This is a genomic window from Sulfitobacter sp. SK025 (assembly GCF_003352105.1).
Classification (GTDB): domain Bacteria; phylum Pseudomonadota; class Alphaproteobacteria; order Rhodobacterales; family Rhodobacteraceae; genus Sulfitobacter; species Sulfitobacter pontiacus.
On sequence record NZ_CP025808.1, the window covers coordinates 641,254 to 654,393 of the forward strand.

Genomic DNA, 13,140 nt, shown 5'->3' on the forward strand with positions numbered 1-13,140 from the left:
TCAACTTGCCGCTATCAGCAATTGGGCGCTTGCCCAGCAACGCAAGAATAGGAGCGTGCATATGCTACAAGGTTCACTACCTGCACTCGTCACGCCGTTCACGGACGGCGCGCTGGATTTGGCCACGCTCAAGAAGCTGGTGGAATGGCACATCGCGGAAGGATCGAACGGGCTGGTGCCTGTCGGGACCACCGGTGAATCGCCCACCCTGACCCATGCCGAGCATGAAACCGTTGTCGCCGAAGTCGTCAAAGCCGCCGCGGGTCGTATCCCCGTCGTTGCAGGTGCCGGTTCGAACAACACGACCGAAAGCATCCGTCTGGCCAAACACGCCGAAAGCGTCGGTGCCGATGCGGTTCTGGTGGTCACGCCCTATTATAACAAGCCGACCCAAGCCGGTCTGATCGCGCATTTCACCGCGATCCACGAGGCCTGCGGTCTGCCGATCATCATCTACAATATCCCCGGCCGTTCGGTCGTTGATATGCTGCCCGAAACCATGGCGGAGCTGGCCAAGCTGCCGCGCATCATCGGTGTCAAGGATGCCACCGGCGATCTGGCGCGGGTCTGTGACCAGCGGATGCTGTGCGGGCCGGATTTTGTCCAGCTCTCGGGCGAGGACGCCACAGCGCACGGGTTCAACGCCCAAGGCGGCGTTGGCTGTATCTCTGTCACCGCGAATGTCGCGCCCAAACTGCTAAGCCAGATGCAGGCGTTCTGCCTTGCGGGGGACTATGCGTCGGCGCTGGAAATCCAGGACAAGCTGATGCCGTTGCACAATGCGATCTTCACCGAGCCGGGCCTGGTGGGTGTGAAATACGCGATGGCGCGTCTGGGATTGTGTTCGGACGAGGTGCGCCTGCCACTGGTGCCGCTGACCGATGCCACCAAAGCGCTGGTGGATCACGGGTTGAAGCACGCGGGTCTGCTTGACTGATCACGCGGTAAAATCACGGTTAAGACGGGGCGGCATCTAGCCGCCCTTTTTTATGGGCAAGACCCAGCCAATCGGTCAGCGCATAAAAAAAGGCCCCGGCGAAACGCCGAGGCCTAATGTGAATATCTGCCTTCGGGAGCAGAAAACGCTTATGGGCAAGCAGCCGTGTAACGCTGACCTGCGGAGTTCTGGTAGACACACTGGCCGTTTTTGCCGCGGCCCAAGTATGCACCTGCAGCAGCGCCAGCCAAGCCACCCAGAACGGCGCCTTTGGTTTTGTCATCGTCGCCCGAGACGACAGCACCCAGAGCCGCACCAGCAGCAGCGCCGGTTACAGAAGATTGAGTCTGCGTTTCGCAAGCGGCGAGTGCGCCAACCATAGGCAGGACCAAAAGTAGCTTTTTCATGATATACTCCATACTAGCTTCAGTACTTAACGCTATGTGACGGGTTTGGTTCCAGCAAGATTTCTTTGATCGGCAATAAAGTGCCGGAGCGGCAGCTTATTTGCTGCCGAACACCCGACCCATTGCCCCATCCACAGCCGCGATGATCTGATCAATATCGTCCTTCTTCGCGATCAATGCAGGGCTGAAGCAGAGCGTGTTGTTCTTACCCGGCACCGACCGGTTGGTCGCCCCGATGATCACGCCCTGCGCCATGCAGTCTGCGACGACCGCCTGAATCTGCGCTTCGACAACGGGAACGCGGGTGCTGCGGTCCTGGACCAGCTCTGCGCCAAGGAACAGACCCTTGCCACGCACCTGACCGATCACGTCATATTTGTCCGACAGCTCTTCAAGCTCTTCGAGCATGTACTGCCCCATGTCGCGGGTGTTTTGCAGCAGGTTTTCGCGCTCGATAATCGCCATGTTTTCAATCGCGGCGGTGGGGCCCGCGGTGCAGCCCCCGAAGGTAGAGATATCGCGGAAGTAGTTCAGCGGGTCGCTGGCGTCATCCTTGAACAGGTTAAAGACCTCTTCCGTCGTCACCAGACAGGCAATCGCCGCATAGCCCGAAGCCACACCCTTGGCCATCGTAACCATATCGGGCTGGACGCCGAAATGCTGGTAGCCGAACCATTCGCCGGTGCGCCCGATACCGCAGACGACCTCGTCGATGTGCAGCAGTACGTCATACTTGCGGCAAATCTCTTGCACCCGTTCCCAGTAGCCGTCCGGAGGCGTGATAACTCCACCGCCCGCCGTGACGGGTTCAAGACACAGCCCGCCCACGGTGTCGGGCCCTTCGGCGAGGATGATCTTCTCGATCTGATCCGCAGCCCAAACGCCGTAGTTATCCTCTGGCGCGCCGTCTTGCTCGAACTTGCGATACTCCAGACAGTGGGGCACGCGGACGAACCCGTCGGTGAAGGGGCCGTATTGCGCATTGCGTTCTTCCTGACCGCCCGCAGACAGACAAGCGATGGTCGTGCCGTGGTAGTCGCGGTCGCGATACAGGATTTTGTGCTTCTTGCCGCCATAGCGTTTGTGGGCGATCTGGCGGATCATCTTGAAGGCTTTCTCGTTCGCCTCGGAGCCGGAGTTGCAATAGTACAGGCGGCTCATGCCCGGCATCTTGTCGATCAGCTTTTCCGCAAAATGCGACCCCGGAATAGACCCGGCAGACCCCGCAAAATAGTTCAGCTTGATCAGCTGGTCGCGCACGGCGTTGGCAATGCTTTCACGGCCATAGCCGACGTTGACGGTCCAGACACCACCGGACACCGCGTCCAGATGCTCTTTGCCCTTCTGGTCCCAGACACGCATGCCTTTGCCTTCGACAATGATCCGTGGGTCCGTGGTTTCATAGGCTTTGTGCTGGCTGAGGTGGTGCCAGATGTGCGCGCGATCTGCCTCGACCACACGGGAGATATCGTTTTCGCTAAATGTACCATCCATGTGCGTGACCTTTCCGAGGTTGGGATTGGGGGCGGGTGGCAAAGCACCCTGTTTTCAAGGCCCCATCGCAAACGCGTCTCGCGTCTGTTTCGGCCCATGTGCAGTGATTGTTAGGAGCAACTTCCCCCTCTGAAAAGGAAAAACCTGCCACATAGGGGGGCGGGACGGGGAAGATAGACGCAAAAAGGGCCGGAATTGATTAAAATTCCGGCCCCTAAGCGATTGATTGATCTGTATTTCCCCGTTTTCAGACCGGGGGTAGGTCTTGCGGCTTATTTCGGGCGAAAGCTCGACTTGCCGCGTTTGGGGGCGGCATCGCCGCCACCGGCTTTGCCCGAGGGTTTGCCACCCTTGGGTTTCGCGCCCAGTTTGCCCGGTGGGACAAAGCGTTTCGACGGGTCAGCGGCGCGGGCCTTGAACGGTTTATCCGCTGGTTTGCCGTCGCCACGGGGGCGGTCCGCCCCACGATCCGCTGGCTTTTCCTTTTTCCAGACGGCTTTGGCTTTGGGCTTGCCGCCGGGTTTGTCAAAGCTGTCGGGCTTGCCCGCAGACTTGGGTTTAGGCGTGGCACCGGGCTTCATCGGAGACCGTTCGGTCTTGTGCGACTTGGGCGGGCGTTCGCCTTTGGGGGCTTTGGGCTTGTCAAACTTCGGCTTGTCGCCGCGCGGTTTGTCGAACCCTTTGTCGGGGCGCGGGCCGCGAGGTTTGTCGTAGGTAACCGATGGTTCTTCGGTGCTGGCCGCACGTGGTTTGCGCGGTGCACGTGGTGCGTCGGGGTCATAGGGTGCGCGGTCGGGGCGTGGGCCACGATCGGGGCGCGGGCCGTTGTCAGAACGGGGGCCGCCACGGTTCGGTTTGGGGCCACGGCCGCCGGGCTTGGGCCCGCGCGACAGATCGGGGGCTTTGTCCAGCTTGGTCACAACCGCGCCGTCTTCGACCTTCATGTCGGGGCCAAGCGCGTTGATGAATTTATCTGCCGAGGTCGCGAGGATCTCGACAAAGGTATGGCTGGGCTGCACGCGGATCGCGCCCACGTCATCCTTGGTCAGATCGCCCATGCGACAGATCATCGGCAGGATGGTGCGGGGTTCGGCGTCATCATTGCGCCCGATCGAGATCGAGAACCAGACCGACGGGCCAAAGTCGCCACGGGGGCGTTCGTCGGCAGGGGTGCCGGGCTCTGCCAGCTGCTCGGGCGCGGACTGGCGTGCACGGTACAGGTTCACAAAGGCCGTCGCCAGTTGCTCGGCGCTGAACTGTTCGACCAGATTGGCAACAAAGCCCGCTGCATCATCGGGGATCGGGTCAGACCATGCGGAATCGGCCAGCAAGCGCTTTTCGTCTTCGGCGTTCACTTCTTCAGCAGAGGGCGGGTTGGCCCATTCGACCTTCAGCTTCGCGCCGCCCAGCAGACGGTTTGCCTTGCTCCGCATCTTGGCGGGAACGATCAGCGCGGACACACCCTTGCGACCGGCACGACCGGTACGGCCCGAGCGGTGCAGCAACGTGTCAGAGTTCGACGGCAGATCGGCATGCACCACCAGTTCGAGGTTGGGCAGGTCGATCCCGCGTGCGGCAACATCTGTTGCAATACAGACGCGCGCGCGCCCGTCGCGCAGCGCTTGCAGCGCGTTGGTGCGTTCGGATTGCGTCAGCTCGCCCGACAGTGCCACGACTGAAAAGCCGCGGTTGGTAAAGCGGGTGGTCAGGCGTGCGACGGCGGCGCGGGTGTTGCAGAAAACGATGGCGTTTTTCGCCTCGTAAAAGCGCAGCACGTTGATGATCGCGTTTTCAGTGTCGCGCGGGTGCACGTTCAGCGCACGGTATTCGATGTCGGCGTGTTGTTTCTTTTCGCCCACGGTTTCGACGCGCTGCGCATCACGCTGGTAGGATTTGGCCAGCTTGGCGATCGCCGCAGGCACGGTGGCCGAGAACAACAGTGTGCGGCGCTCTTCCGGCGCTTCGGAGAGGATGAATTCCAGCTCTTCGCGGAAACCCAGATCAAGCATCTCGTCCGCTTCATCCAGCACCACGGCACGAATGTCGGACAGGTTGATGTTGTTGCGTTTGATGTGGTCGCACAGGCGGCCCGGTGTCGCGACGACGATATGGGCACCACGGTCCAGCGCACGGCGTTCGGTGCGTGTGTCCATCCCGCCAACGCAGGTGGTCACGACCGCACCGGCCTTGCCATACAGCCACGTCAGCTCGCGGCTGACCTGCATGGCCAATTCGCGGGTCGGTGCGATGATCAGCGCCAGGGGCGCACCGGCGTGTCCGAATTTTTCATCGTCGCCCAAAAGGGTCGGTGCGATGGCCAGACCAAAGGCCACTGTCTTGCCGGACCCCGTTTGGGCTGACACCAGAAGGTCGGCTTCGACCAGATCTGGGTTGGTAACCGCCTCTTGGACGGGGGTAAGCGAATCATAGCCTTGGGTGGCAAGCGCGTCTGCGATGGTTTGGATCAAGGGATTGTCCTGTCTGAGAAAATGTCGCGCTACAAATACGCGCGTCGCGGCAAAAGCGGATACGCCAGCCACGTGTTGCGCCCGTCCCTAGTCGGTTGTGACGCAAATGTACATCTCTTTGTCAGATGCGCAGGGCAAGGCAGCTATGCTTGCCCGTGGCTCTTTCAGGCGCTGACGGCATCCCCCCAAGCGGACATCACCTCTGTCACGCCGGTATTTTCGTCGCCTGCGCGCCCGACAGCAGAGGGGCAAGCGAAGTGATAGGGGAAGATCGTGCGCGGCGCGGTCACCACATTGTCCAGCGTGTCCTGCAGCGTCGCGATCACCTGCGGCGGCAGCGCCTGATCCACGATGGTCACATCGGCAAGGCTCATATCCGTGCGCGGCGCATGAAAGGCGGTTTCCAGATCCATCCCGTAGTCCAGCAGCAGTGAGGTCAGTTCGACCACAGCGGGCATGATCTTGCGCCCGCCAGACGCCCCAAGCGCGAATTGCGCACCGTCGGCACGCTCCAGCAGGGTGGGGCACATATTCGCAAGGCAACGTTTATCCGGCCCAAGCGAGTTCGGCTTGCCCTGTTCAGGGTCAAACCACATGATGCCATTGTTCATCAGGATGCCCGATTGCGGCAGCATCATCCGCGAGCCAAAGATCGACAGCAGCGTTTGGGTGACAGCGACCATATTGCCCGCCGCATCAACGACGCTGAAATGTGTGGTGCAGGACGGATCGGGTTCATGTTCGATATCGCCCATCGTGTCATAGCGTTCTTGGTTGGCCTGCCGGATGGCACGGTCATAAGCGATGAACGCCTCGGCGTCGGGGGCGTCTGTGCCAGGCTGCCAAGCGGTCATGAGATCAAGGGCGCGGCGCATGGTCGGGCCAGCGGTCAGGGTCGGTGTGGCGATGACCTCGTGCCCGCGGTAGGCATAGTGCATCGCGTCGACCAATGTCGCCTGATACTGCGCCAGATCCTCGGCCGTATGGTGGCCGCCCGCGGCTTGCAGATCGGCGACGATGGATTGCGCCAATGCCCCTTCGTAAAACGCGCGCGGTCCGTCCTTGGCCACGGTGCGCAGCGACGCGGCAAGACGGCCAAGGTCGCATTTTGTCTCGCCCAAGGCGGTCCAGCCAGAGGATTTGGGAAAGCCGTCTGCGTCCAGAAACGTCTCGGCCGAGGCGGGGAAGGGGGCGAGGTCTTTGGCCGAGCCACCAAGGATCAGCTGCGTGTACCAGTCCACAGGCAGACCATCATCGGCAAGCTTGATCGCAGGGGCCAGCAGATCGGCCCAAGGTTTCGTGGCAAAGCTTTCATGCGCCAGACCCATGCCCGCGACCTGACCGGGAATGGCAATCGCCTTGGCCCCAAACACATTGCGGTCATCCAGCACCGAAGGCCAGGGGAACAGATCGCCCGCCTTGCCGCCGACGATGGGGTAGTCCGCGATATCCAGCCCCTTGGGGGATTTCATCCCGAATTCGATGACCTTGGCCGTCTTGTCGCCCGCCATGCGCACGACCATAAAGCCGCCGCCGCCCATACCGCTCATCCAGGGTTCAGCCGCGCCAAGCGCAAAGGAGGTGGCAATCGCCGCATCCACCGCATTGCCGCCCTGCGCCATGACATCCGCCCCGACCTGCGCCGCGACACGGCTTTGCGAGGCGACGATCCCCTTGCGGCTGCGGGTCGCGGGTTTGGTGATTTGCCAAGAGGCATTCTGCTGCTGGGTCATTGGGGGCATCCTGATGTTTAGATGTGCCTACCCAACGCCAGTGTCAGCAGATTTGCAACCTTGAGGGGCACCGCGGCCCCATTGGTCAGTTGCTTTGTGTCGGTGCCGCTGAAAATGCGAACACGGGGGGCTGTGTCATCTCGTTCGACGGCGCGGATTTCGCATCGGGATAGATGAAGCCGTTGATCGGATAGACGCTGCCGTAAGACCCGGCCTGGCTTTCAAGGCGCACATCGGACCAGTCGTTCAGCGGAGATACGTCTTGCACGCTCATCCCAAGCGAGATCTTGTTGCGCTTCCAATTGGCGTGATCGACCTTGATCTCGCGCGGGGAAACGACTTCGGAGACGACGGCAACATGGCCCATGGGGTTCCGGCTGGTGCCTTTGAACGCCATGACCGACCCGACGACGGGTTCTTTGCCGCGCTCGTACAGGCCGTTGGCTTGCGCCCACCACGTATTGGCATTGCCGCGGATTTGAACGCCGCTGGCATTGCGTGCGAAAGGCACGCACCAGACGCGCTGACCTTTGGATTGCAAAACGCGCACCTCGCGGATTGCCATGGCGTGCAGGTCGGGGTTGATACCCGCCTGACCAATGGTCTGAATTTCAGACGGGCCGCGGGCGCAGGCTGCTGTCATCAGCAGGGCCACACACAAAAAAGGAATTCCGACTTTCGATGACCACTGGCGTTTCACGCTCATTTATCTGTCCTGCTGCCCGTTTCACTCACCTTACTGTCCCAGTAAAGTCCGGCAGACATTCCGCGATTCTCGGCCAAAAACAAAGCGTCAGGATTTTCGTGGGCAAAATTCCGCCGCTATTATTGCAAATTGTTAATTTTCGGGAACCGGGCGGAGGCCGCCGATTTCGACAATCAGGTCCAGCAGCTCTGCCACACCCTTATCGTGTTTCATCTCGGCAAAGAGATAGGGCAGAACGCCGCGCATCCGTTTGGCGTCACGGTCCATCACCTCTAGCGACGCGCCCACATGCGGGGCGAGGTCGGTCTTATTGATGATCAGGATATCCGACTTGGTGATCGCTGGCCCGCCCTTGCGCGGGATCTCTTCGCCCGCTGCAACGTCGATGACATAAAGCGTCACATCCGCCAGTTCGGGGCTGAAGGTCGCCGACAGGTTATCGCCACCGGATTCGATCAGCACGCAGTCCAGATCGGGGTGGCGGTCGCGCATCCGTGCGACGGCGGCAAGATTGATCGAGGCATCCTCGCGGATGGCGGTATGGGGGCAGCCGCCGGTTTCGACCCCGATGATCCGGTCCTGCGGCAAGACCTGAAGCCGCATGAGCGCTTCGGCGTCCTCTTGGGTGTAGATATCATTGGTGATCACGCCGATCGACCAGCGGTCGCGCATGGCACGGCACAGGGCGGCGGTCGTTGTCGTCTTGCCCGCGCCAACGGGGCCACCAATGCCAATACGAAGCGGTCCATGGGGGGAGGTCATGTCTGGAACATCCTTGAGTAAAGCGTTTCATGTCGCATCGACGCGATATCGGCCAGAAAGCAGGCGCTGCCGATGTCGTCGATGGTTTGGGTCAGGGCAAGCGTCACCGTGTGGTGGCACAGCGGGGCAAGGGCGGTGATCACCCGCTGCCCGTCCGTTTGCCCCAAGGGCACCGCGCGGATCGCGGCAGACACCAGTGCGCTGACGAAGGCGTGCAGGAACAGCTGCGCGCCTTGTTCCACGGGCAGCCCCTGCGCCGCGCAGGCCGCGCCAAAGGCGACGGGCAGCGTCAGGTCGGGGAGGTCATGCCCCCAGACGTCATTGACCACCCGCACAAAGGCCGCGCCCTGTTGGGTCATCTCGGTCAGCCGCTCTGACGAGGGGGCCAGCGCGCGCGCCAGCGCATCCACCTCGTCCATCCCCTTGCCCGCAAAGCCAGCGTTCAGCAGGATCGCATCGGTCCGGCCCGCACCGTGGGTGACGATGTCCGACAGCCACGCCTGAAGGCTGGCCGCATCGTGAATGGTGCCGTCCTGCACGGCCATTTCCAGCCCGTGGCTATAGCTGAACGCGCCGATGGGAAAGCTGGGCGACAGCCATTGCGCGAGCGTGATCAGAGCTTGGGTTTGCATCGTCCGGCGGGCCTAATGTGCGTGGCTGTGGGTGCGCCCGTGGCCATAGGCCCCGCCTTCGGGAATGAACGGTTCGGACACATCCCGCAACGTCGCGCCGAGCTTGGTCAGCATGTCGCGGATCACGTGGTCGTTCTGGATCAGCAGGCGGGCGGGTTCAAGCTGGCAGGGGCAGTGCCGGTTGCCGATATGCCATGCCAGCCGCACCAGATCGTCGCCGGTGATTTCCAGCAAGGCTTCCTTGGCCGCGATGACCTCGATGATCTGCCCGCCTTCAAGCTCGAACGCATCGCCGTGGTTCAGCGATTCCGTATGGGCGAGGTCCACCAGGAACCCGCGATTGTGGCTGGTCAGCAGGCGTTTGCGGCGCAGGAAGCGGTTGTCATAGGTCAGCACGCAGCTGTCATCCGCATGGTCCCACTGGCCGTGGCGCTTGATCGTATGGGCGGGGGAAAGGTCGGTCATCTAAGGGCCTCAGAACATGAAATAGCGTTGCGCCATGGGGACGGTCTCAGCGGGCGCGCAGGTCAGCAGCTCGCCATCTGCGCGGACTTCGTAGGTTTCGGGGTTCACCTCTACCTTGGGGGTGGCCGCGTTGTGGATCAGATCGGATTTGCCGATATTGCGGGTGTTTTGCACGGCGATGGTCTGTTTGCGCAGACCTAGGCTGTCGCGCAGCCCGTTCGATTGCGCGGCTTCCGAAATAAAGGTCACCGCGCAATGTTGAAGCGCGCTGCCATAGGCCCCGAACATCGGGCGGGTATAGACCGGCTGCGGCGTTGGGATCGACGCATTCGGATCGCCCATCTGCGCCACGACGATCATGCCGGACATCAATACCATTTCGGGCTTCACACCAAAAAAGGCGGGGTTCCATAGCACCAGATCGGCCTTCTTGCCCACTTCGATCGACCCGACCTCGCGGCTGACACCATGGGCGATGGCGGGGTTGATCGTATATTTCGCGATATAGCGTTTGACGCGGAAGTTATCGTTGTCGCCGGTTTCTTCCGGCAAGCGCCCGCGCTGCTTGCGCATCTTGTCAGCGGTTTGCCATGTGCGGATCAGCACCTCGCCCACACGGCCCATGGCCTGACTGTCAGAGGCGATGATAGAGAATGCACCGATGTCATGCAGGATATCCTCGGCGGCAATCGTCTCGCGTCTGATCCGGCTTTCGGCAAAGGCGACGTCTTCGGGGATGGATTTATCAAGGTGGTGACAGACCATGAGCATGTCCAGATGCTCTTCGAGCGTGTTCACCGTGAAGGGGCGTGTCGGGTTGGTCGAGGACGGCAGCACGTGCTCTTCGCCGCAAATCTTGATGATGTCGGGGGCGTGGCCGCCGCCTGCGCCCTCGGTGTGGAAGGCGTGGATGGTCCGGCCTTTCATCGCGCCAAGCGTATGTTCGACAAAGCCGGATTCGTTCAGCGTGTCGGTGTGGATCATCACCTGCACGTCCATATCGTCGGCGACCGACAGGCAGCAGTCGATAGCGGCAGGGGTGGTGCCCCAATCTTCGTGCAGCTTCAGCGCACAGGCCCCGCCGTTCACCATCTCGACCAGCGCGCCGGGTTGGCTGGCGTTGCCCTTGCCCGAGAGACCGATGTTCATCACCACACCGTCCATCGCCTGCAACATGCGCCCGATATGCCACGGGCCGGGGGTGCAGGTGGTGGCAAGCGTGCCATGCGCAGGGCCGGTGCCGCCGCCAAAGCATGTGGTCACACCGGAATGCAGCGCGTCCTCCATCTGCTGGGGCGCGATAAAGTGGATGTGGCTGTCGAAACCGCCCGCGGTGAGGATGCGGCCTTCGCCTGCGATCACCTCGGTCCCCGGTCCGATGATGATGTCGACGTTGGGTTGGGTGTCGGGGTTGCCCGCCTTGCCAATCGCCGCGATGCGCCCGTCTTTCAGCGCCACATCCGCCTTGTAGATTCCCGAATGATCCACGATCAGCGCGTTGGTGATGACAGTATCCACCGCACCGTTTGCCCGCGTGACCTGCGACTGGCCCATCCCGTCGCGGATCACCTTGCCGCCGCCGAACTTCACCTCTTCGCCATAGGTGGTCAGATCGCGTTCCACCTCGATGATCAGATCGGTGTCGGCCAGTCGCAGCCGGTCCCCCGTGGTGGGGCCATACATCGCTGCATATTCAGAGCGGGGGAGTGTGGTGGTCATAGGTCTCTCTTTCCTCGAAGCGCCTTAGAGCGCGCCCATCACTTCAGCGTTGAACCCGTACACCTTGCGGTCTCCCGCGAGCGGGATCAGCTGCACCTCGCGGCGTTGACCGGGTTCAAAGCGCACGGCGGTGCCAGCGGCGATGTCCAGCCGGTGGCCACGCGCGGCGGCGCGGTCAAAGTCGAGCGCGGGGTTGGTTTCGGCAAAGTGGTAGTGACTGCCGACCTGCACGGGCCGGTCACCGGTATTGGCAACCATCAGGGTGATGGCCGTGCGATCGGCGTTCAGGGTGATGTCCCCCGCGGCGCACAGCACCTCTCCGGGGATCATTTGCGCGCCTTGCGGGGGGCCTTGACCCGCCCGCGCAGGGCGATGGCCGCGGCGGTTGCGATGACGGCAAGCCCCATGAAGACAGGCATCCATTCGGCCCCGTGGGGGGCGATATGCACACCGGGGTGGGCAAGTGCAGGGCCGGCCATCAGGGCGGCGGGCAGGATCATCAGATGTTTCATAGCAGGGGCCTTTCTTGCGAATGGGGTCTAGCGGATAGGGTTGTGCACGGTGACCAGCTTGGTCCCGTCGGGGAAGGTGGCTTCGACCTGCACGTCGTGGATCATCTCGGCGATGCCCTCCATACAGTCGTCGCGGGTGATGACCTGGGCACCGGCCTGCATCATCTCGGCCACGCTACGGCCATCGCGCGCGCCTTCGACGACGGCGTCGGTGATCAGGGCAATCGCCTCGGGGTGGTTCAGCTTGACGCCACGGGCCAGACGCTTGCGCGCGACTTCGGCCGCCATGGCGATCAGCAGTTTGTCTTTTTCACGGGGGGTCAGCTGCATGTCAAAGCATCCATGTTTTAGGAGGGGCCGCGCCGTGCAGGCGGGCGATGATCGGCACCAGAGACTGGCGCAGGATGTAACTGTCGGGCGCGAGGAGCCGCGCATAAAGCACGCCGTCGCGGATCAGGCTGGCACCGGCGCTGGCAGGTAGCAGCGCGCGCAGGGGGGCAAGCAGCGCCTCGGCATCGGGGGCGGCGTAGATCAGGCTGGCCATGGCGCAGTTGCCGCCCGCCGTGGCGGTGCCTGCAAGCTGTGCATGGATATCGCCGGACAGACGCACGGCATCGGCAAAGATAGGGTGCCCGTCGCGGCGGATCGTGATGTTATCGGCAAAGCGCGCGTCGCGCAGCGTCTCGCCCATGGAGACGCGGCCAAAGACCAGCGGCTCTACGCCGAAGAAACAGGCATCGCCCGTCAGGTCCACCTCCAGATTGCGGCGCAGGGCGGAGCCGTTGAACAGGATCGTTTCCTGCGGCAGCCAATCGACCCGTGCCCCCGCTTCGGCATCCAGCCGCGTGGTCATCTGCGCCATGGGGCCGGGTTGCGCGAGATAGACGCGCTCGGCCGCTTGGCTGGTCAGGGTCAGCCGGCTGCCCGCACCCGCCGTGGCGGTGATCGACAGTTCATCGCCGCCCGTCATCCCGCCCGAGGTATTGAGGAAAACCCCCGTCAGCCCGCCCGCCGCCGCGCGCGGAAACAGAGCCTTGAAGCAGCCTTGCTGGTAGAGATCGCCAATCACGGACGCGCCGCCATAGGTCTTGCTGCTGATGCGCAGCGCCCCGCGGGCGCGGGGTTGCATCGGCACGGCAAGAGCCTGATCGGTATGGGCGGCGATGTTGATGGGGGGCCTCGTCCAGCTGAAAATAACTCCCATCTGGATAGCGTGATTCCCGTCGGGTGCGATCCGAAACGGGCATTTTTGGCGCAATTTCAGGCTGTATCTCGACGGCTGCCTAATATTTGAGCATATCCCGT

Annotated in this window: 14 protein-coding genes; 1 reads left to right on the forward strand and 13 read right to left on the reverse strand. The window is 62.3% G+C overall.

Annotated features, from left to right (window positions below):
• Window positions 1-61 precede the first annotated feature (61 nt).
• Window positions 62-937 carry a 4-hydroxy-tetrahydrodipicolinate synthase gene (dapA, locus tag C1J04_RS02990; protein ID WP_009825897.1) on the forward strand — a complete coding sequence of 292 codons (876 nt, stop codon included), beginning with the start codon at window positions 62-64 and terminating at the stop codon, window positions 935-937.
• Window positions 938-1,086: 149 nt separating this feature from the next.
• Here dapA and C1J04_RS02995 read toward each other — a convergent pair whose 3' ends face one another.
• The 13 genes from C1J04_RS02995 to C1J04_RS03055 form a co-directional block, all read right to left on the reverse strand.
• The gene (locus C1J04_RS02995; RefSeq protein WP_037944890.1) at window positions 1,087-1,344 is read right to left on the reverse strand and encodes a glycine zipper 2TM domain-containing protein; all 258 of its coding nucleotides are present in this window, start codon (window positions 1,342-1,344) and stop codon (window positions 1,087-1,089) included.
• A gap of 96 nt (window positions 1,345-1,440) precedes the next feature.
• Window positions 1,441-2,838, reverse strand: a complete 1,398-nt coding sequence (locus tag C1J04_RS03000; RefSeq protein WP_009825899.1) for an aminotransferase family protein — start codon at window positions 2,836-2,838, stop codon at window positions 1,441-1,443.
• A gap of 272 nt (window positions 2,839-3,110) precedes the next feature.
• Window positions 3,111-5,306: a DEAD/DEAH box helicase gene (locus C1J04_RS03005; RefSeq protein ID WP_009825900.1), complete on the reverse strand. Its 2,196-nt coding sequence runs from the start codon at window positions 5,304-5,306 to the stop codon at window positions 3,111-3,113.
• A gap of 164 nt (window positions 5,307-5,470) precedes the next feature.
• Entirely contained in the window at window positions 5,471-7,039 is a 1,569-nt protein-coding gene (locus C1J04_RS03010; RefSeq protein ID WP_009825901.1) for a gamma-glutamyltransferase, read from the reverse strand.
• An 85-nt stretch (window positions 7,040-7,124) separates the two neighbouring features.
• Window positions 7,125-7,745: a CHAP domain-containing protein gene (locus C1J04_RS03015; RefSeq protein WP_005851155.1), complete on the reverse strand. Its 621-nt coding sequence runs from the start codon at window positions 7,743-7,745 to the stop codon at window positions 7,125-7,127.
• Between the two features lie 132 nt (window positions 7,746-7,877).
• Window positions 7,878-8,507 (reverse strand): urease accessory protein UreG, encoded by a 630-nt coding sequence (gene ureG / locus C1J04_RS03020; RefSeq protein ID WP_009825903.1) that lies wholly within the window; start codon window positions 8,505-8,507, stop codon window positions 7,878-7,880.
• The gene (locus C1J04_RS03025) at window positions 8,504-9,139 is read right to left on the reverse strand and encodes an urease accessory protein UreF (protein ID WP_009825904.1); all 636 of its coding nucleotides are present in this window, start codon (window positions 9,137-9,139) and stop codon (window positions 8,504-8,506) included. Before C1J04_RS03025 ends, ureG begins: the two co-directional genes overlap by 4 nt.
• Before the next feature lie 12 nt (window positions 9,140-9,151).
• Window positions 9,152-9,604, reverse strand: a complete 453-nt coding sequence (locus tag C1J04_RS03030) for an urease accessory protein UreE (RefSeq protein ID WP_009825905.1) — start codon at window positions 9,602-9,604, stop codon at window positions 9,152-9,154.
• A 9-nt stretch (window positions 9,605-9,613) separates the two neighbouring features.
• Window positions 9,614-11,323, reverse strand: a complete 1,710-nt coding sequence (ureC, locus tag C1J04_RS03035; RefSeq protein ID WP_009825906.1) for an urease subunit alpha — start codon at window positions 11,321-11,323, stop codon at window positions 9,614-9,616.
• Between the two features lie 24 nt (window positions 11,324-11,347).
• Window positions 11,348-11,653 carry an urease subunit beta gene (locus C1J04_RS03040; RefSeq protein ID WP_009825907.1) on the reverse strand — a complete coding sequence of 102 codons (306 nt, stop codon included), beginning with the start codon at window positions 11,651-11,653 and terminating at the stop codon, window positions 11,348-11,350.
• Entirely contained in the window at window positions 11,650-11,835 is a 186-nt protein-coding gene (locus tag C1J04_RS03045; protein ID WP_005851166.1) for a hypothetical protein, read from the reverse strand. The genes C1J04_RS03040 and C1J04_RS03045 overlap by 4 nt, the downstream gene beginning before the upstream one ends.
• Window positions 11,836-11,862: 27 nt before the next feature.
• Entirely contained in the window at window positions 11,863-12,165 is a 303-nt protein-coding gene (locus C1J04_RS03050; RefSeq protein ID WP_009825908.1) for an urease subunit gamma, read from the reverse strand.
• Window position 12,166: 1 nt separating this feature from the next.
• A complete protein-coding gene (locus C1J04_RS03055; RefSeq protein WP_009825909.1) occupies window positions 12,167-13,039 on the reverse strand; it encodes an urease accessory protein UreD in 873 nt (290 codons plus the stop codon).
• Window positions 13,040-13,140 lie beyond the last annotated feature (101 nt).

Bases quoted from the DNA above. Each gene is read 5' to 3' on its own strand.
- dapA (WP_009825897.1), top strand. From the start codon at position 62: ATGCTACAAGGTTCACTACCTGCACTCGTCACGCCGTTCACGGACGGC.
- C1J04_RS02995 (WP_037944890.1), bottom strand. From the start codon at position 1,344: ATGAAAAAGCTACTTTTGGTCCTGCCTATGGTTGGCGCACTCGCCGCT.
- C1J04_RS03000 (WP_009825899.1), bottom strand. From the start codon at position 2,838: ATGGATGGTACATTTAGCGAAAACGATATCTCCCGTGTGGTCGAGGCA.
- C1J04_RS03010 (WP_009825901.1), bottom strand. From the start codon at position 7,039: ATGACCCAGCAGCAGAATGCCTCTTGGCAAATCACCAAACCCGCGACC.
- C1J04_RS03015 (WP_005851155.1), bottom strand. From the start codon at position 7,745: ATGAGCGTGAAACGCCAGTGGTCATCGAAAGTCGGAATTCCTTTTTTG.
- ureG (WP_009825903.1), bottom strand. From the start codon at position 8,507: ATGACCTCCCCCCATGGACCGCTTCGTATTGGCATTGGTGGCCCCGTT.
- C1J04_RS03025 (WP_009825904.1), bottom strand. From the start codon at position 9,139: ATGCAAACCCAAGCTCTGATCACGCTCGCGCAATGGCTGTCGCCCAGC.
- C1J04_RS03030 (WP_009825905.1), bottom strand. From the start codon at position 9,604: ATGACCGACCTTTCCCCCGCCCATACGATCAAGCGCCACGGCCAGTGG.
- ureC (WP_009825906.1), bottom strand. From the start codon at position 11,323: ATGACCACCACACTCCCCCGCTCTGAATATGCAGCGATGTATGGCCCC.
- C1J04_RS03040 (WP_009825907.1), bottom strand. From the start codon at position 11,653: ATGATCCCCGGAGAGGTGCTGTGCGCCGCGGGGGACATCACCCTGAAC.
- C1J04_RS03045 (WP_005851166.1), bottom strand. From the start codon at position 11,835: ATGAAACATCTGATGATCCTGCCCGCCGCCCTGATGGCCGGCCCTGCA.
- C1J04_RS03050 (WP_009825908.1), bottom strand. From the start codon at position 12,165: ATGCAGCTGACCCCCCGTGAAAAAGACAAACTGCTGATCGCCATGGCG.
- C1J04_RS03055 (WP_009825909.1), bottom strand. From the start codon at position 13,039: ATGGGAGTTATTTTCAGCTGGACGAGGCCCCCCATCAACATCGCCGCC.